The 14827-nt window shown below is 66.6% G+C and carries 18 protein-coding genes; 9 read left to right on the top strand and 9 right to left on the bottom strand.

Annotation, left to right across the window (positions count from 1 at the left end; translation table 11 throughout):
* The first annotated feature begins 264 nt into the window (after window positions 1–264).
* Window positions 265–1413: a helix-turn-helix domain-containing protein gene (locus OIN59_RS15620; RefSeq protein ID WP_274111917.1), complete on the top strand. Its 1149-nt coding sequence runs from the start codon at window positions 265–267 to the stop codon at window positions 1411–1413.
* A 149-nt stretch (window positions 1414–1562) separates the two neighbouring features.
* Here OIN59_RS15620 and OIN59_RS15615 read toward each other — a convergent pair whose 3' ends face one another.
* Complete coding sequence (locus OIN59_RS15615; RefSeq protein WP_274111915.1) at window positions 1563–2009, bottom strand: helix-turn-helix domain-containing protein; 447 nt, start codon at window positions 2007–2009, stop codon at window positions 1563–1565.
* 83 nt (window positions 2010–2092) lie between these two features.
* Here OIN59_RS15615 and OIN59_RS15610 point away from each other — a divergent pair, with 83 nt between their 5' ends.
* From OIN59_RS15610 to OIN59_RS15600, 3 genes are read left to right on the top strand one after another with little or no spacing between them, the layout of a single operon-like run.
* Window positions 2093–2590: a DUF2938 domain-containing protein gene (locus tag OIN59_RS15610; protein ID WP_274111913.1), complete on the top strand. Its 498-nt coding sequence runs from the start codon at window positions 2093–2095 to the stop codon at window positions 2588–2590.
* Between the two features lie 48 nt (window positions 2591–2638).
* Window positions 2639–3247, top strand: a complete 609-nt coding sequence (locus OIN59_RS15605) for a flavodoxin family protein (protein ID WP_274111911.1) — start codon at window positions 2639–2641, stop codon at window positions 3245–3247.
* On the top strand, window positions 3244–3471 hold the full coding sequence (locus OIN59_RS15600; RefSeq protein WP_274111909.1) for a DUF2798 domain-containing protein: 228 nt from the start codon (window positions 3244–3246) through the stop codon (window positions 3469–3471). Before OIN59_RS15605 ends, OIN59_RS15600 begins: the two co-directional genes overlap by 4 nt.
* Before the next feature lie 27 nt (window positions 3472–3498).
* On the opposite strand, the gene arsB is transcribed toward OIN59_RS15600, so the two are convergent.
* Genes arsB through OIN59_RS15580 form a run of 4 tightly spaced genes read right to left on the bottom strand, consistent with a single transcriptional unit; the run spans window position 3499 to window position 5919 of the window.
* The gene (gene arsB, locus OIN59_RS15595) at window positions 3499–4563 is read right to left on the bottom strand and encodes an ACR3 family arsenite efflux transporter (RefSeq protein WP_274111907.1); all 1065 of its coding nucleotides are present in this window, start codon (window positions 4561–4563) and stop codon (window positions 3499–3501) included.
* The gene (locus tag OIN59_RS15590; RefSeq protein ID WP_274111905.1) at window positions 4560–5066 is read right to left on the bottom strand and encodes an arsenate reductase ArsC; all 507 of its coding nucleotides are present in this window, start codon (window positions 5064–5066) and stop codon (window positions 4560–4562) included. The genes arsB and OIN59_RS15590 overlap by 4 nt, the downstream gene beginning before the upstream one ends.
* A 9-nt stretch (window positions 5067–5075) precedes the next feature.
* Window positions 5076–5570, bottom strand: a complete 495-nt coding sequence (locus OIN59_RS15585) for an ArsI/CadI family heavy metal resistance metalloenzyme (protein WP_274111903.1) — start codon at window positions 5568–5570, stop codon at window positions 5076–5078.
* A gap of 22 nt (window positions 5571–5592) precedes the next feature.
* A complete protein-coding gene (locus OIN59_RS15580) occupies window positions 5593–5919 on the bottom strand; it encodes an ArsR/SmtB family transcription factor (RefSeq protein WP_274111901.1) in 327 nt (108 codons plus the stop codon).
* Between the two features lie 183 nt (window positions 5920–6102).
* On the opposite strand from OIN59_RS15580, the gene OIN59_RS15575 reads away from it, so the two are divergent.
* Genes OIN59_RS15575 through OIN59_RS15555 form a run of 5 tightly spaced genes read left to right on the top strand, consistent with a single transcriptional unit; the run spans window position 6103 to window position 11521 of the window.
* Window positions 6103–7806 (top strand): EAL domain-containing protein, encoded by a 1704-nt coding sequence (locus OIN59_RS15575; RefSeq protein ID WP_274111899.1) that lies wholly within the window; start codon window positions 6103–6105, stop codon window positions 7804–7806.
* A gap of 5 nt (window positions 7807–7811) precedes the next feature.
* The gene (locus OIN59_RS15570) at window positions 7812–8939 is read left to right on the top strand and encodes a saccharopine dehydrogenase NADP-binding domain-containing protein (RefSeq protein ID WP_274111897.1); all 1128 of its coding nucleotides are present in this window, start codon (window positions 7812–7814) and stop codon (window positions 8937–8939) included.
* Window positions 8936–9325, top strand: coding sequence for a DoxX-like family protein (locus OIN59_RS15565; RefSeq protein ID WP_274111895.1), 390 nt, complete (start codon window positions 8936–8938; stop codon window positions 9323–9325). Before OIN59_RS15570 ends, OIN59_RS15565 begins: the two co-directional genes overlap by 4 nt.
* Window positions 9322–9807 (top strand): DUF2269 family protein, encoded by a 486-nt coding sequence (locus OIN59_RS15560; protein ID WP_274111893.1) that lies wholly within the window; start codon window positions 9322–9324, stop codon window positions 9805–9807. Before OIN59_RS15565 ends, OIN59_RS15560 begins: the two co-directional genes overlap by 4 nt.
* A 16-nt stretch (window positions 9808–9823) precedes the next feature.
* Entirely contained in the window at window positions 9824–11521 is a 1698-nt protein-coding gene (locus tag OIN59_RS15555; RefSeq protein WP_274111891.1) for an ABC1 kinase family protein, read from the top strand.
* 132 nt (window positions 11522–11653) lie between these two features.
* Here the strand turns inward: OIN59_RS15555 and OIN59_RS15550 are convergent, their stop codons facing one another.
* The 4 genes from OIN59_RS15550 to OIN59_RS15535 are packed head-to-tail and all read right to left on the bottom strand — an operon-like array spanning window position 11654 to window position 14780.
* Complete coding sequence (locus OIN59_RS15550; RefSeq protein ID WP_274111889.1) at window positions 11654–12484, bottom strand: molybdate ABC transporter substrate-binding protein; 831 nt, start codon at window positions 12482–12484, stop codon at window positions 11654–11656.
* Window positions 12485–12493: 9 nt separating this feature from the next.
* Window positions 12494–13321 (bottom strand): extracellular solute-binding protein, encoded by an 828-nt coding sequence (locus tag OIN59_RS15545; protein ID WP_274111887.1) that lies wholly within the window; start codon window positions 13319–13321, stop codon window positions 12494–12496.
* Window positions 13318–14046: an ABC transporter ATP-binding protein gene (locus OIN59_RS15540; protein WP_274111885.1), complete on the bottom strand. Its 729-nt coding sequence runs from the start codon at window positions 14044–14046 to the stop codon at window positions 13318–13320. Before OIN59_RS15540 ends, OIN59_RS15545 begins: the two co-directional genes overlap by 4 nt.
* Window positions 14043–14780, bottom strand: coding sequence for an ABC transporter permease (locus OIN59_RS15535; RefSeq protein WP_274111883.1), 738 nt, complete (start codon window positions 14778–14780; stop codon window positions 14043–14045). The genes OIN59_RS15540 and OIN59_RS15535 overlap by 4 nt, the downstream gene beginning before the upstream one ends.
* Window positions 14781–14827 lie beyond the last annotated feature (47 nt).

Here is a 14827-nt window from a genome sequence, read left to right as displayed (position 1 = left end):
CTGGCAAGGCCGCAATCTAGGCGCCGGGCGCAGCCGGGTTGTGCACCCGGCGAGCACGGTAACAACGAGTGCGGCCTTGCCAGACCCTCACCCTGCGGGCCAGGGCTGCGGCGGGTACCCGGCGGCGTTGCCTGACTTGCCAAGGCAGCCAGCCTTGGCTGCGCCAGGCGCCTTGCCGTGCATCCCGCCGCAGCCCTGGCGCACCCCCGATTTCCCGGATTCAGCGGACTAACGCATCATGCGGTCCTCCAGGAGCCCATTCACATGCTGATCTCCGCGCCCCACCCCGCTGCCGACCGCCACGCGCTGATTGCGCAGGCGCGCCAGAGCCTGTTGACCGACGGTGCAGCCCCCGTGCGCGCCGAAGTGGAGCCCTGGATTGCACGGTCCTGGCAACGCTGCCTGGCGCGGGGGCTGGAGCCCACGCGGCGGGTGGCCTTTGATGCCGTCAGTGCCACCGCACTGCGCCACAGCCAGGAGCAAAACCACCACCTGCTGCGCGCGGCACGGCCGGTGCTGGAGCAGTTGACGCGTGCCATTGCCGGCATGCGCTACTTCGCCATGCTGACCGATGCACGTGGCATCGTGGTCGATGTGCAAGGCCATTGCGACCAGAGCGACCCACGCGCCAGCGCCATCGGCCGCGTGGGCATCGACCTGTCGGAAGCTACCGTGGGCACCACCGCCATCGGCGCTGCCCTGACGGAACTGCAGCCCGTGTGGCTGCACCGGGGCGAGCATTTTTTTGACGACAACAGCAGCTATAGCTGCGCGGGTGCGCCGCTGTTCGACCCCCAGGGCCACTGCGTGGGCATGCTGGACCTGACCGGCGTAGACGTGCCCGAGCGGCCCGAGCTGCGCCACTTGGTGGCCCGGTCGGCCCGCGCCATGGAAGACGCGCTGCTGCTGCAGCTGCCCCACGCCCTGCTGCTGCGCGTGAATTGGCCTGGCTGCACGCTGGGCGGCGAAGGCGACGGCCTGCTGACACTGGACGCCGATGGCTGCGTGGTGGGAGCCAACAGCATGGCCCGCCAGCTGATACCCCAGCCCCTGCGCGCGCCAGGCACGCGGGGCACGCGCACCCATTGCAGCGACCTGCTGGCCATGCCCTGGACCATGTTGTTCGACGCCGCCCGCCAACAGCGCGCAGAGCCCCTGGACTTGCCGCTGTGGTCGGGCCTGCGGCTGCAAGCCCTGGCGCAACTGCCTGCACACGCACGCACCGCAGGCAACCCCCCTGCGCCTGCGGTGCCGGGCACGGCGTCGGTGGCCGCCCCGCTGCGCGAGGCCGAAGTCGCAATGATCCGCCGCGCCGTGCAGGAAGCGCGCGGCAACGTGGCCGAGGCCGCGCGCGCACTGGGCATCAGCCGCGCCACGGTGTACCGTAAGCTGGGCGCTCCCAAAGGCGGGTGACTGACCCGCGCCGCAGCCGACACCGCCGGGCAGGGGTTGGCAACTCCACTTCAAGCCTTATCGGCCGATAGCGCTAGTGCAATATGCCTAAGCAGCTATCAAATAAATAGCAATCGACAACACATCAAAGAGAGGCGAGTTGGGCCCGCTCAGGCACGCGGCCGCCGCAGCCCCACGACGGGCTGGGCGCTCCGCCGCTGCTGCCGCTCCAGCGCCCCATCGGCGGCGGCTTTCAGCAGCCGCTGAAAAGACGGGCATTGCGCATGGCTCTCGGCCGGGCACGCTGCTGCGTGCCGCAGGCCGTTGCTCATGGCCTTGAGGCGTTTGACCATGGTGTCGAGCTCGTCGGCCTTGGCCGCCAGCAGCTGCCGGTCGATGTTCGGCTCGCCACTGGGCAAGAACATCGACCGGATGTCGTCCAGCGAGAACCCGGCCGATTGCCCCAGCGCAATCAGCGCCAGCTGCTCCATCACACCGGGCGCAAACCGGCGGCGCTCACCCGGTTGCCCCACCGACTGGATCAAGCCCTTCTCTTCGTAATACCGCAGCGTGGACGCCCGCAGCCCGGAGCGTTTGGCGACTTCGGCAATGTCCATGAAAAAACCTCTTGACCTCAAGTTGACTTGAACTTCTATATTCCATTCAAAACCTTCTTCCGTCAACTTTTCGAGGTGTTTTGATGACTCTCTCAGTGCAAGACATTCCCCTCGCCGTGCTCCTGGGCATTGGCGCCACCGCCGTCATGGATGCCTGGCTTTTGCTGCTGAAAAAGCTGGGCGTGCCCACGCTCAACTTCGCTTTCATTGGCCGCTGGGTGGGCCACCTGTTGCGCGGGCAAGTCGCCCACGCCGCCATCGCCAAGGCGGCTCCGGTCCGGGGCGAACTGGCCTGGGGCTGGCTCACGCACTACGCCGTGGGCGTGGTCTTTGCCGGAGTGTTGCTACACCTGCAGGGCGCCGCCTGGGTCCACAGCCCCACCCTGCTACCCGCGCTGGCCGTGGGCATGGGCACCGTGGTGGCACCGCTCTTGGTGATGCAGCCCGCCATGGGCTCGGGCTTTGCGGCATCGCGCACGCCCACCCCGCTCAAGAACTGCCTGCGCAGCCTCGCCAACCACACCGTGTTTGGGCTGGGGCTGTATCTCTCCGCGCAGGTCATCGCACTGATTTCACGCTGACCTGTCTCGCGCCTTCTCCCCCGAAATCACTCACAAGGAATCCACACCATGCAACACATCGCCATCGTTTATCACAGCGCCCACGGCCACACCGCACACATTGCCCGCCACGTGCTGGACGGCGCACGCCCCGTGCCGGGCGTCCTCGCTGAACTGGTCCGGGCCGAAGACCTGGCGCAGGCGCCCGACCGCCTGCTGCGCTACAACGGCGTCATCCTCGGCTCGCCCACCTACCTGGGCGGGGTGTCCGGGCCGTTCAAGACTTTCATGGATTCCACAGGCCGCCTGTGGAAGACACATCAGCTCAAGAACAAACTGGCGGCGGGCTTTACCGTGTCGTCACTGCCAGCGGGCGACAAGCAATCCACGCTGATGTCGATGTGGGTGTTTGCCATGCAGCACGGCATGGTGTGGGTGGGCAACCCCATCCTGCCGGAGCAACATGCCGGGGTGCCCTACGACGAGGCGGCCAACCGCCTCGGTTCCTGGTCGGGCCTGATGGCGCAAGCGGGCCATGGGGCGGCCGCCGATGCCTTTGTGCCCGGCGACACCAAGACCGCCCGCATGTTCGGCCAGCACTTTGCCGAGACGCTGCAGCGCCTGGGCGGTGTTGGCGGTGCAGCCGCACGCCAGCCTGGCGAAGAGGTTGCAGCATGATCCCCGCCAGCTGTGGATCGGTGCTGTTCAGCTTGATCTTGTCGGGCGTGATGTCGCTGCTGGTGTCGGGCATCTCCACCTTTCGCACACTGCAACCGCAGCAAGACTTTGTGAGCCTCTGGACAGGCGCATGGCTCACGGGGTGGTTGTTCGCCTTCCCGGCGGTGATGCTGGCAGCGCCACTGGCCCGCAAGGCGGTGGCGCTGCTCACGGCCAGGGACTGACCGCACAGGCGCGGTGTATCGCGCCGCTCACGCCCGCTCGTACCAGCCCTTGCTGCGGTTGACGATGTGCACCACCAGCAGCATCACCGGCACCTCGATCAGCACGCCCACCACGGTGGCCAGCGCGGCACCGGAGTGAAAGCCGAAAAGGCTGATAGCGGCGGCCACCGCCAGCTCGAAAAAGTTGGAGGCGCCGATCAGTGCCGACGGGCAGGCGATGTTGTGCTTCTCGCCCACCGCGCGGTTGAGCCAGTAGGCCAGCCCCGCGTTGAAAAACACCTGGATCAGGATGGGCACGGCCAGCAAGGCAATCACCAGCGGCTGCTGCAGGATGGCCTCGCCCTGGAACGCGAACAGCAGCACCAGCGTGGCCAGCAGTGCGGCGATGGACCAGGGCCCCATGCGCGCCATGACGGCGTCAAACATCGCCTGGCCCTTGGCCAGCAGCGACCGGCGCAGCCACTGGGCCAGAACCACCGGGATCACGATGTAGAGCACCACCGAGGTCAGCAAGGTGTCCCACGGCACGGTGATGGCCGAGATACCCAGCAAAAAGGCCACCAGCGGCGCAAACGCGACCACCATGATGCTGTCGTTCAGCGCCACCTGCGACAGCGTGAACAGCGGGTCGCCCCCGGTGAGGCGGCTCCATACAAACACCATGGCTGTGCAGGGCGCCGCCGCCAGCAAGATGAGGCCTGCGATGTAGCTGTCCAACTGGTCCGCAGGCAGGTACGGCGCAAACCAGTGGCGAATGAACAGCCAGCCCAGAAACGCCATCGAAAACGGCTTGACCAACCAGTTCACCACCAGCGTCACGCCAATGCCCCGGGCGTGTTTGCGCACCTCGCCCAGCGCACCAAAGTCCACCTTCACCAGCATGGGGATGACCATCACCCAGATCAGCAGGCCCACGGGCAGGTTGACCTTCGCAATCTCCATGCGGCCCACGGCCTGGAACACCGACGGCAAGAACTGCCCCAGCGCAATGCCCACGACGATGCACAACAACACCCACACCGTGAGATAGCGCTCGAACACGCTCATGGGGGCCGGAGCGAGCGATCCGGCCGGTTCACATTGCGCCCTCATGGCTTGACGGCTTCGCGCGAGAGTTCTCGGGCTGTGTGTTGCAGCAAGGTCTTTTCGAGCTTCTCAGCAGGCAGGTTGATCAACAGCTCCAGCCTCAGGTGAATCGCATGCAAAGTCTTACGGAAAGCCTCGCGCTTTTCATCGTCCGAGCCATCCCCTTCGGACGGGTCGGCATAGCCCCAGTGCGCGGTGGCCGGGTGACCGGGCCAGATGGGGCACACCTCACCCGCTGCGTTGTCACAGACGGTGATGACGAGGTCCATGGCTGGGGCGCCAGGGGCGGCGAATTCGTCCCAGCTCTTGCTGCGCAGGCCTTCGGTCGAGATACCGGCGGCTTGCAGCACCTTCAGGCCCAGCGGGTTGGGTTGCTGGTTGTCGCGCGGGCTGCTGCCTGCCGAGTAGGCCTTGAAACGGCCAGGGGCCATGTCGTTGAGCAGGGCCTCGGCCAGGATGCTGCGGGCGGAATTGTGGGTACAGAGGAAAAGGACGTTCAGCGCAGTCATAGGACTCCCTCAGCAGCAGGAGGCTTTGTGGGCGGTGGACTTGGCGGGGCCGCAGCAGGCTGCCTTTGGGGTCGCAGTGGCTGCAGGCGCAGGCGAGCAGCAGGCACCCGCCGCAGTGGGCTGCTGGGCTTCGTTGAAAACGGGGATGTCACCCAGGGTATGAAAGTGCTCCCAGGCAATGCCTTGCGGGTCAGTCACCCAGTGCTTTTCGCTGCGGGCGTAGCAGCAGGTGGTGTTGCCCTCATCGAGCAGGGCCATGTCGGCAGCCTCGGCGCGCGCCTTCAGTTCGGCCAGCTCCGCAGCATCGTCGGTCTGCATGCCAAAGTGGTCCAACCCCGGCTGGGCGCCGCGCGTAGAGATGGCGAAGTTGACGCGTGGGTCTTCCAGCATCCATTTGGCGTAGTCGGCCTCGACGCGCGTGGGGGCGACAGCAAACAGCTTGGAATAGAAGGCGATGCTCTGGGCCAGGTCATCGACATGCACGTGGGCGTGGAAGCGTTTCATGGGGGTTCTCCTAAAACAATGGTCAGCAGTGGCAGGACGCTGCAGCGTCGGCAGGCGCGCAAGCCTGGCCTTCGCAGCAGTTTTCGGTGAGATAGGTCAACAACGCATTCATGGTGTCGAACGCGGCGCGGTAGATCAGGTTGCGGCCCTGTCGCTCCTGGCTGATGAGCCCGGCATGCGACAGCTCCTTGAGGTGAAAGGAGAGGGTATTGGCCGCCACGTCCAGCTGGGTGGATAGGTCACCAGGGGTCAGCCCTGCGGGGCCCGCCACCACCAGGGCGCGAAAGACCCGCAGACGGACCTCCTGGGCCAGGGCCGCGAGGGCGCGGACAACATCGGTTTCTTGCATGCATCGATAATACAACAATCATTGAATAATTGAAGAAAAACCTTAAAAAAATTCTGCAAGGCACCATGCGTCCGCGATGGCGCGACCCCTTCTCTCTGACCGGCGGCTGCTCCTTGGCGCCATTGCGCGGTCGTATGATGACCCGCAATCAAAAAAGAAAAAGGGCGGGAGCACGTGGCCGATATGGTTTCAATCTGGCAAGGCGCCATGCAGGTGTTTGTGGTGGGGTTTCCGCCACTGCTGCAGAGCCTGTTGTTCTGGGTTTTTGCAGCCCTGGTGGTGCATGTGTGCCAGCAGCTGGTGGAGCACACCGCGTATTCGGTGGACCCCTCCAGCCGCCGCATCAGCGCATCGCATGCGGCATTGTGCATTGGCTCCATCGTGTGGGCGCTGGATGTGGTGGGCCTGTTCATGTACGCCGAGCTGTCGCACCATGTGCTGAAGCTGGTGCCCGCGCTCAGCGGCCTGGTCATCATGGTGGTGAGTGCGCGGCTCACCATTCCCACCCTCAGCACCAGCGCCAGCAAACGCCGCATCGCGCTGACCAGCGCATGGCTGGCACTGGGTGCGCTGGCGGGGCACTTCACCATCACCAGCAGCCATGTGCAGAGTTTTGCGCAAATCAACGGGCTGGCCATCGTGCTGTCGCTGGGCATCGCCACCGGCATTTCGTGCTACTGCGCGATCCGCCACCGCGCCGCCAAGCTCAGCGTGCTCACACCCCGGTACCGCTCCCAGACCTGGGCTGACAAGCTGCTGTGTGGCGGTGCGATCCTGGTGCTGCACTGGCTTTTGGTCAACACCTTTGCCATGCACCTGGGCGACTTCGACGGCGCGACCGACGGCACAGCGCTGCTCTTCATCGTGTTGGTGTTTGCAATGGCAGTAGCGCTGGAGCATTTGAGCAACCTGCGCTCAGACGCAGGACGCCAGCAGTTGCTGCGCCGGGGGCTGTCGATGATGCGCACATCGGCGGTCGCCCCCAACGCCCACAGCGACATACAGCAGTCGCTGATTGCCGACCATCTGGACCGACTGCTACACCCCGACAACCTGGCGCTGCACTTCCAGCCCATCATCCACACCCAGCGCAATGAGCTGCAACTGGAGGCCCTGCTGCGCCTGACCGACACCACCCTGGGTCGCATCAACCCCGAGACGTTTTTGCTGGTGTGCGAGCTGCAGGGTAAGACGGCCGAGGTGGACCGCATGATCCTGTGCAACGCGCTCGACAACCTGCACACCTGGCGGACGCAGGGGCTGGACGCAGTCACCATCAGCGTCAACGTGGCGCCGGTCACGCTCATGCACGAGAGCTTTGCCCCCTGGCTGGGCCTGCAGCTGGCCCAGCGCGCCCTGCCCCCACGCGCCCTCAAGCTCGAAATGACCGAGCACGCCATCATTGCGCTGGGCCCCCAGATGGTGGCCGCCATCCGCGCACTGAGCACCCTGGGTGTGGCCGTGCTGATGGACGACTTTGGCGCGGGGTATTCGTCCCTGGGCATGCTGGCCGAGTTGCCGATTGCAGGCATCAAGTGCGACCGCCTGTTTGTGCGGCAGCTGCCGCAGGACCGGCGCCGCCAGAAGCTGCTGCGGCACATCAGCGCCCTGGCGCGGGACCTGGGCCTGTCTGTGGTGGTCGAAGGCGTGGAGACGCCAGACGAGCTGCGCGCCCTCGCGGCCGCCGGGCTGCACCACATCCAGGGTTATCTGTTCAGCCACCCTATTGCAGCGCCGGATGTGCCCACTTGGTACCACACGCAGCTGCAGCCCCAGCGCGAGGCGCTGCTGGCACTGCTGCCCCCAACCGGCAATGGCAGGGCCAGCGATACAGATACATCCTTTATGCCCACGCAGCCCGGCCTGCCATGGGCACCCGGAGCCTGACCCGCATGGCAGCACTCACAACCCTGGTCCTGGGCGGCTACGGCAACTTTGGTGCACGCATCTGCCGCGCACTGATGGGCGACGAGGCCACGCGCCACCACATCGCACTGCTGGTGGCCGGCCGCAATGCCTCGCAGGCGAAGGCCTTGGCGGCCACCCTGGGACATGGAGCCCAGGGCGTGGCACTGGACCACGAAGCGCCCGGCCTGACAGACAGGCTGCGGGCGCTGGGCGTGGGTCTGGTCATTCACACGGCAGGCCCGTTTCAGGCGCAGGCCTACAACGTGGCTCAAGCGGCCGCAGAGGCAGGCGCACATTACATCGACCTGGCCGACGGTCGCCGTTTTGTGTGCGACTTTCCGGCTGCGATGCAGGCCGCATTCGCCGCCACGGGGCGCACAGCCGTTGCCGGTGCCAGCACGGTGCCCGCGCTGTCTTCCGCCGTCATCGACCACCTGTGTGCGGGCTGGCAGCACATCGACAGCATCGACATCTGCATCGCCCCCGCGCAGCGTGCGCCGCGTGGCCTGGCCACACTGGCGGCGGTGCTGAGCTACTGCGGTCTGCCCATCGATGTGTGGGACGGTGGCCGCTGGCAACCCCAGCGGGGCTGGGCACAACCCACGCGGGTCCAGTTTCAACGGCTGCGACCACGCCTGGGGGCGGTCTGCGATATCCCGGACCTGGAAATTTTCCCGGCCCATTACAAAGCCCGCAACCGTGTCACCTTCCGCGCCGCCCTGGAGGTGGGCCTGGCGCAGAGAGCCTTTGCGACCCTGGCGGCGCTGCGCCATTGGGGCGCGCTGCCCCATCCCGAAAAGCTAGCCTGGCTGATGCACCACGCGGGCGGCGCGCTGGACTTTCTGGGCACGCCGCTGGGCGGCATGGTGGTGCGTGTGGCGGGTGCCGATGCGCAGGGCCAGGCCCGGCGCCGCGCATGGCACATTGCGGCCGACCACGACCATGGCCCTGAGATCCCCTGCATGGCCGCTATCCTGCTGGCACGCCAACTGGCGACCGGGCGGGCGCTGCCGACTGGCGCGCACACCAGCACCAGCCTGCTGCCCCTGGCGGCGTTTGCGCCGGAGTTTGCGAAGTGGGGCATGGTGACGGACATCGTGGAGGAGCCATGACCCCTGCGACCCACGCCTTACTGCGCTGGAGCCTGGTGTTTGTGTGGCTGGCCACCGCCATCGTCAGCGTCGTGGAGCTGAACGGACAAAGCCACGCACTGCTGGTCAGCCTGCCCCCCACATGGAGCACGCCGGGACTGAGCCAGTTTCTCATCCTGGCGGGTGCCGCCGCCGACGCTCTTGTGGGCCTGTGGCTGGCCTGGAGGCCTGGCAGGACGGCCTACCTGGCGGCGCTGGTGCTGATGGGCACGATGACCCTGCTCGCTACTTTCATCGATCCATCCTGGTGGCTGCACCCGCTGGGGCCGCTGACCAAAAACCTGCCGATCGCTGCCATCTTGCTGGTGCTGCTGCAAGACACGCCCACTCCACCACACAAGCCATGAGCCTGTACCTCACCCTCAAATGGCTGCACATCATCTCCAGCGTGTTGCTGGTGGGCACCGGGCTGGGCTCGGCGTTCTACATGTTCTTTACCAACCGCAGCGGCAATGTGCAGGCGCAGGCGGTGGTCAGCCGCCTGGTGGTGCGGGCCGACTGGTGGTTCACCACGCCCACGGTGTTCGTCCAGCCCGCCACGGGACTTGCCATGGCGGCCATGGCCGGGCTGCCATGGAGCACGCCGTGGCTGGCGGTGTCCATCGCTCTGTACCTGGTGGCCGGTGCCTGCTGGCTGCCTGTGGTGTGGCTGCAGCTGCGCATGCGCGACATGGCGGTAGAGGCGGCGAAGGCGCCCCAGGGCGATGGCGTGCTGCCCCCGCTGTACTGGCGCTACGCCCGCTGGTGGGAGGCACTGGGCTACCCGGCCTTTGTGGCCATGGCCGTGGTGTTCTACCTGATGGTGAACAAACCCGATCTGACGCTCTGACAACTATCATCGCCCCATGCTGATCGAGACCCTGGACACCGCCCGCGACCTGGGGCGCCTGAAGGAAATCCTGGGCGTGATGGTGCGCCATGGGTTTGGTGACACCGTGCGCCGCCTGGGCCTGGCCGACCGGCTGGAGCGCGCAGGCCAGGCACTCAACTGGACCCACGCCGCCGACCTGGCCCGCGTAGAGCCGCCCGTGCAGGTGCGGCTGGCGCTCGAAGAGCTGGGCCCGGCGTTCGTGAAGTTTGGCCAGATCCTCGCGGGCCGGGCCGACCTGTTTGGCCCCGAATGGATTGCGGAATTTGAAAAGCTGCACAGCCATGTGCCCGCCGTGCCCATCGATGCCTTGCGCCCGCAACTGCGCGAAGACCTGGGCGCTGAGCCGGAAGAGGTCTTTGCCTGGTTCGACACCACGCCGCTGGCCGCCGCATCGATTGCGCAAGTGCACCGCGCCCGGTTGCAGGACGGCACCGAGGTCATCGTCAAGATCCGCCGCCCTGGCATTGCCGACACCATCCATGCCGACCTGCGCCTGCTACAGCGCCTGGCCGCGCTGGCCGAGGCCGAACTGCCCGCGCTCAAGCCCTACCGGCCCCAGCAGCTGGTGCGCGAGTTCGCGCGCTCATTGCGCCGCGAGCTGGACCTGGCCGGCGAATGCCGCCAGGCCGAACGCATTGCCACCAACATGGCGGCGCAGCCCCACATCGTGATCCCGCGCGTGCACTGGGCCTACACGCGCGAGCGCATCAACGTGCAGGATTTCATCGACGGCACACCCGGCGGAGCCCTGGCGGCGCTGACGCCCGAGGCCGGGTTTGACCGCACCGTGCTGGCGCAGCGGGGCGCGCAGGCAGTGCTGCAGATGATCGTGAAGGACGGCGTTTTCCACGCTGATCCGCACCCCGGTAACGTGTTTTACCTGCCGGGCAACCGCATTGCCTTCATTGACTTTGGCATGGTGGGCCGCCTGTCGCAGCGCCGGCGCGACGAGCTGCTGCAGCTGCTGCTGGGCCTGGTCGAACACCAGCCTCAGGCCGTGGCCGACGTGCTGCTGGACTGGACGGGCGACGCGCAGGGCCTGAACCTGGGCCAGCTCGAAACCGAGATCGAGGCCTTTGTGGACCAGTACCACGGTGTGCCACTGGCACAGCTGAGCCTGGGGCAGATGCTGGCCGACGTGACGGCCATCCTGCGCGAGCACCACCTGGGGCTGCCGTCCGACCTCGCGCTGCTCATCAAGGCCTTCATCTCGCTCGAAGGCATGGGCCGCAACCTCGATCCGGACTTCCATATGGCCACCGAAGCGCTGCCGCTGCTCAAGCAGGTGGTGCGCGCGCGCTACGAGCCCAAGGTGCTCGCCGGGCGCGCGTGGAGCACCCTGCGGCGTGCACTGGCCACGGTGGAGCAGTTGCCGGACGACATCGGGCGGCTGCTGCGCAATGCGCGGCGCGGGCACCTGCAGGTGGGCATCGAGCTGGCCCACCTCAAACGTGTGGGCGACCAGATAGACCGGTCAGCCAACCGGCTGGCGATGGCGCTGGTGATTGCGGCGCTGATCATCGGCTCGTCCATCGTGATGACCGTGAAGGGCGGGCCTACGCTGTTTGGCCTGCCAGCCTTTGGGTTCCTGGGGTTCTTTGGCGCCGTGGTGTGTGGGCTGTGGCTGGTACGCGCCATCTGGCGCAGCAGTCACCACCGCGATGATGACTGAGCGCTGCAGACAGCAGGTCTAAGAGCCTGTTCAAAGCCTTTGAACAGGCTCTAAACGACACACGCCGCGCCACCCCACCAGGCAGACAGACGCGGCGTGTGCACACACTCGCAGCCAGACGGCAACCCGTGTTCAGGGCTGCCCAAACCCCAGCCGTTGCAATACCGCCTGAGCAGGCGGTTGGCGTAGCGCACCGGCAAACGCTTGCGCCGCAGCGGGCGCGTCGGCACGCACGGTCAGGCCATAGGCAGCACCCACCTGCAGTGCGGCAGGCAGCTGCACCACCCGCAGGCGCGGCACTTCGGCCTGGGCGGCCACGGCGTTGGTGCAATAGGTCAAAAACACGTCGGCCTGGCGCTGATCCATCACCCAGGCATAGGTGCCCCGACCCGCTGGCGGCTTGGGCGAGTCCGCACCACCCGTGAGCTTCAGGGCCTTGGCGTCCAGCAGGGCGTAGGCCCCCGGCTGTAACTTGTCGGCCTGGCGGAACAACCCCCAGGCGTAGTCACCCGACGGGTCGGCCTTGGGCGTGGAGGTACCCACACGCACATCACTGCGCAGCAACGTGGCCAACAAGGTGTCAGGAGTGGCGCTGATCTGTTCGCTGGTCAGCGCACACAGCGCGTTGCGCGCGAACACCACAGGCGCTTGCCAACCGCCCCGTGCCGCCAGGCGCTGAGGGTGGTCGGTGTCGGCCGAGGCAAAAACCTGCGCGGGATCGCCTTTTTCGATGCGCTCGCGCAGCAGGCCCGACGCGCCAAAAGTCAGGGCCACCTTCTGGCCCGTGCGGGCCTCATGGTCGCGCGCGATCTCGGTGAACGCCTCGCGCAGGCTGCCAGCGGCATAGACCTGCAACGGGGCAGCATCAGCCATGGGAGCCTGGGCAGGGGCCGTCGAACAACCGATCAGAGCGATGGCCAATCCGGCGGCTGTGGCAGCCGCCACGTGGGGTCTGTACGCCATGGCGACCGCTCACTGCGCCGCGTTCGGGAAGAACAGCTGCTCACCGCCGATCTTGTAGCCCGCAATGGCCTGCTGGCCAGCAGGCGACACCACCCAGTCCACAAATTTCTGCGCGTCCTGCGACTTCACATGCGGGTGCTTGGCGGGGTTCACGACCATCACGCCGTACTGGTTGAAGAGTTTGGTGTCGCCTTCGACCAGCACCGCCAGGTCCGCGCGGTTCTTGAAGTTGAGCCAGGTGCCCCGGTCGGCCAGCACGTAGGCGCCGCTTGATGCCGCGATGTTGAGCGCCGGGCCCATGCCGCAACCACATTCCTTGTAGCCGACGCCCTTGGCGGCGTCAGCGCCTGCGAGCTTCCAGTAGCGCAGCTCGGCTGCGTGGGTGCCGCTCTTGTCGCCGCGCGAGATGAAGTTGCCATTGGCGGCAGACAGCTTGCGCAGGGCCTGCACGATGTCCTTGCCTTGGGTGCCCACCGGGTCGTTTTTGGGGCCGATGAGGATGAAGTCGTTGTACATCACCGGGTAGCGCTTCACGCCCCAGCCATCGGCCACAAACTTTTCTTCGGCCACCTGGTCGTGCACGAACAGCACATCGGCGTCGCCCCGGCGCGCCATGTCCAGTGCCTGCCCGGTGCCCAGCGCCACCACCTTGATGTCCAGGCCGCTGGCCTTCTTGAACTCGGGCAGCAGGTAGCCAAACAGGCCCGACTGCTCCGTAGAGGTGGTGGAGGCCATGGTGATACTCTGCGCAAAGGCGGAATCACTTGCTACCAAAACAATAGCTGCTAGCGCTTTATACACAAGCGCTGGGGTGCAAAAAACCTTGAAATTCGTCATACCAGTTCTCCTTTGACAAACAGACGGGCGGCCTCCGGCAAGGGGCCGTTGAAGAAGTCGTGCACGGGCAGGTCGGCCACCAGACGGCCGTGTTCCATGTAGATCACGCGGCTGGCCAGGCGCTTGACCTGGCCCAGGTTGTGGCTGCTGAACACCATGGTCACGGGATGCGCCGGGCCGGCCGCGCCGTGGCTGGCCGCAAAGTCGGCCATCAGGGCCTCGACCTCGCGTTTGGCGTGGGGGTCGAGGCTGGCGGTGGGTTCGTCCAGCAGCAGCACGTCGGGCCGCAGCGCCCAGGCACGGGCCAGTGCCACACGCTGCTGCTGGCCGCCCGAGAGGGTGCGCGCGTTCTGCGCAGCAATGCCCTGCAAGCCCACCCGTTGCAAGGCCGTGAGGGCCCTGGGGCGGGCGTCGCACCAGCGTGTGCCACGCAGCCACAGGGCCAGGGCCACATTGTTCTGGGCGCTGGTGCGCAACATGTGCGGGCGCTGGAACAGCATGGCCTGGCGCAATGAGGCATCGCACTGCAGCCCGCCCGCGTCGGTGTCGGCCAGGCCATGCAGCACGCGCAGCAAGGTGCTCTTGCCGCTGCCGTTGGCACCCACCAGCGCTACATGCTCACCGGGGGTGATGCGCAGTGTGATCTGGTCCAGCGCCTGCACGCTGCCGTAGCGCACCGTCACCTGGCGCAAGTCCACCCAGGGGTTTGTCGATGGCCCGCTCATGCCGCCACCCCCACGGGCGTGCTGGATGCTGAGCCATCCACCCGTTCACGCCAGCGCCGTACCAGCGCGATCAGCACATTGAGCGCCAGCACCACGGCCAGCAGGATGATGCCCAGCGCCAACGCCAGGGGCAGATCGCCCTTGCTGGTCTCCAGCGCAATGGCCGTGGTCATCACCCGCGTGAAGCCGTCGATGTTGCCGCCCACAATCATTACCGCGCCCACCTCGGAGATCGCGCGGCCAAACGAGGCCAGCAGCACTGTGAGCAGCGCATAGCGCTCGTCCCAGGCCAGCAGCAGGCTGCGCAGCAGCGAGCCCGCGCCCATCGACCGCAACTGCTCACCATGCGCGCGCTCGGCGTCTTCCACCGTCTGCCGTGTGAGCGCAGTGACCACGGGCAACACCAAAATGGCCTGCGCCAGCACCATGGCCTTGAAGCTGAACAGCCAGCCCAGCGAGCCCAGCGGCCCGCTGCGCGACAGCACCAGGTACACCACCAGCCCCACGACCACCGAAGGCACGGCCAGCAAGGTGTTGAGCACGGCCAGCACCGCGCCGCGACCGGCAAAGCGGGCCACGCCCAGCCAGGCCCCCAGCACCAGGCCCACCCCGCAGGCCATCAAACAGGCGGTAGCGCTGACGGACAAGGAGCGGCCCACGATGGTCCAGAGGACGGGGTCGGACGAGAGGGTGAGTTCAAGCGCTGTGCTCGCGCTTTCGGTAAGGGTGGACATGGGCCAGGGGATCGGTTTGGGCTATCGTAGGCACCCATCCAATATCC

Origin of the sequence: Acidovorax benzenivorans (assembly GCF_028680575.1) — a bacterium.
GTDB classification, from domain to species: domain Bacteria; phylum Pseudomonadota; class Gammaproteobacteria; order Burkholderiales; family Burkholderiaceae_C; genus Acidovorax; species Acidovorax benzenivorans.
Note: the sequence above shows the minus strand (reverse complement) of the source record. Positions and strands in the feature narration are given on the sequence as shown.

What these genes read in the sequence shown, in the direction of transcription:
- OIN59_RS15620 (WP_274111917.1), top strand. Translation starts at nt 265, where the DNA reads ATGCTGATCTCCGCGCCCCACCCCGCTGCCGACCGCCACGCGCTGATT.
- OIN59_RS15615 (WP_274111915.1), bottom strand. Translation starts at nt 2,009, where the DNA reads ATGGACATTGCCGAAGTCGCCAAACGCTCCGGGCTGCGGGCGTCCACG.
- OIN59_RS15610 (WP_274111913.1), top strand. Translation starts at nt 2,093, where the DNA reads ATGACTCTCTCAGTGCAAGACATTCCCCTCGCCGTGCTCCTGGGCATT.
- OIN59_RS15605 (WP_274111911.1), top strand. Translation starts at nt 2,639, where the DNA reads ATGCAACACATCGCCATCGTTTATCACAGCGCCCACGGCCACACCGCA.
- OIN59_RS15600 (WP_274111909.1), top strand. Translation starts at nt 3,244, where the DNA reads ATGATCCCCGCCAGCTGTGGATCGGTGCTGTTCAGCTTGATCTTGTCG.
- arsB (WP_274111907.1), bottom strand. Translation starts at nt 4,563, where the DNA reads ATGAGGGCGCAATGTGAACCGGCCGGATCGCTCGCTCCGGCCCCCATG.
- OIN59_RS15590 (WP_274111905.1), bottom strand. Translation starts at nt 5,066, where the DNA reads ATGACTGCGCTGAACGTCCTTTTCCTCTGTACCCACAATTCCGCCCGC.
- OIN59_RS15585 (WP_274111903.1), bottom strand. Translation starts at nt 5,570, where the DNA reads ATGAAACGCTTCCACGCCCACGTGCATGTCGATGACCTGGCCCAGAGC.
- OIN59_RS15580 (WP_274111901.1), bottom strand. Translation starts at nt 5,919, where the DNA reads ATGCAAGAAACCGATGTTGTCCGCGCCCTCGCGGCCCTGGCCCAGGAG.
- OIN59_RS15575 (WP_274111899.1), top strand. Translation starts at nt 6,103, where the DNA reads ATGGTTTCAATCTGGCAAGGCGCCATGCAGGTGTTTGTGGTGGGGTTT.
- OIN59_RS15570 (WP_274111897.1), top strand. Translation starts at nt 7,812, where the DNA reads ATGGCAGCACTCACAACCCTGGTCCTGGGCGGCTACGGCAACTTTGGT.
- OIN59_RS15565 (WP_274111895.1), top strand. Translation starts at nt 8,936, where the DNA reads ATGACCCCTGCGACCCACGCCTTACTGCGCTGGAGCCTGGTGTTTGTG.
- OIN59_RS15560 (WP_274111893.1), top strand. Translation starts at nt 9,322, where the DNA reads ATGAGCCTGTACCTCACCCTCAAATGGCTGCACATCATCTCCAGCGTG.
- OIN59_RS15555 (WP_274111891.1), top strand. Translation starts at nt 9,824, where the DNA reads ATGCTGATCGAGACCCTGGACACCGCCCGCGACCTGGGGCGCCTGAAG.
- OIN59_RS15550 (WP_274111889.1), bottom strand. Translation starts at nt 12,484, where the DNA reads ATGGCGTACAGACCCCACGTGGCGGCTGCCACAGCCGCCGGATTGGCC.
- OIN59_RS15545 (WP_274111887.1), bottom strand. Translation starts at nt 13,321, where the DNA reads ATGACGAATTTCAAGGTTTTTTGCACCCCAGCGCTTGTGTATAAAGCG.
- OIN59_RS15540 (WP_274111885.1), bottom strand. Translation starts at nt 14,046, where the DNA reads ATGAGCGGGCCATCGACAAACCCCTGGGTGGACTTGCGCCAGGTGACG.
- OIN59_RS15535 (WP_274111883.1), bottom strand. Translation starts at nt 14,780, where the DNA reads ATGTCCACCCTTACCGAAAGCGCGAGCACAGCGCTTGAACTCACCCTC.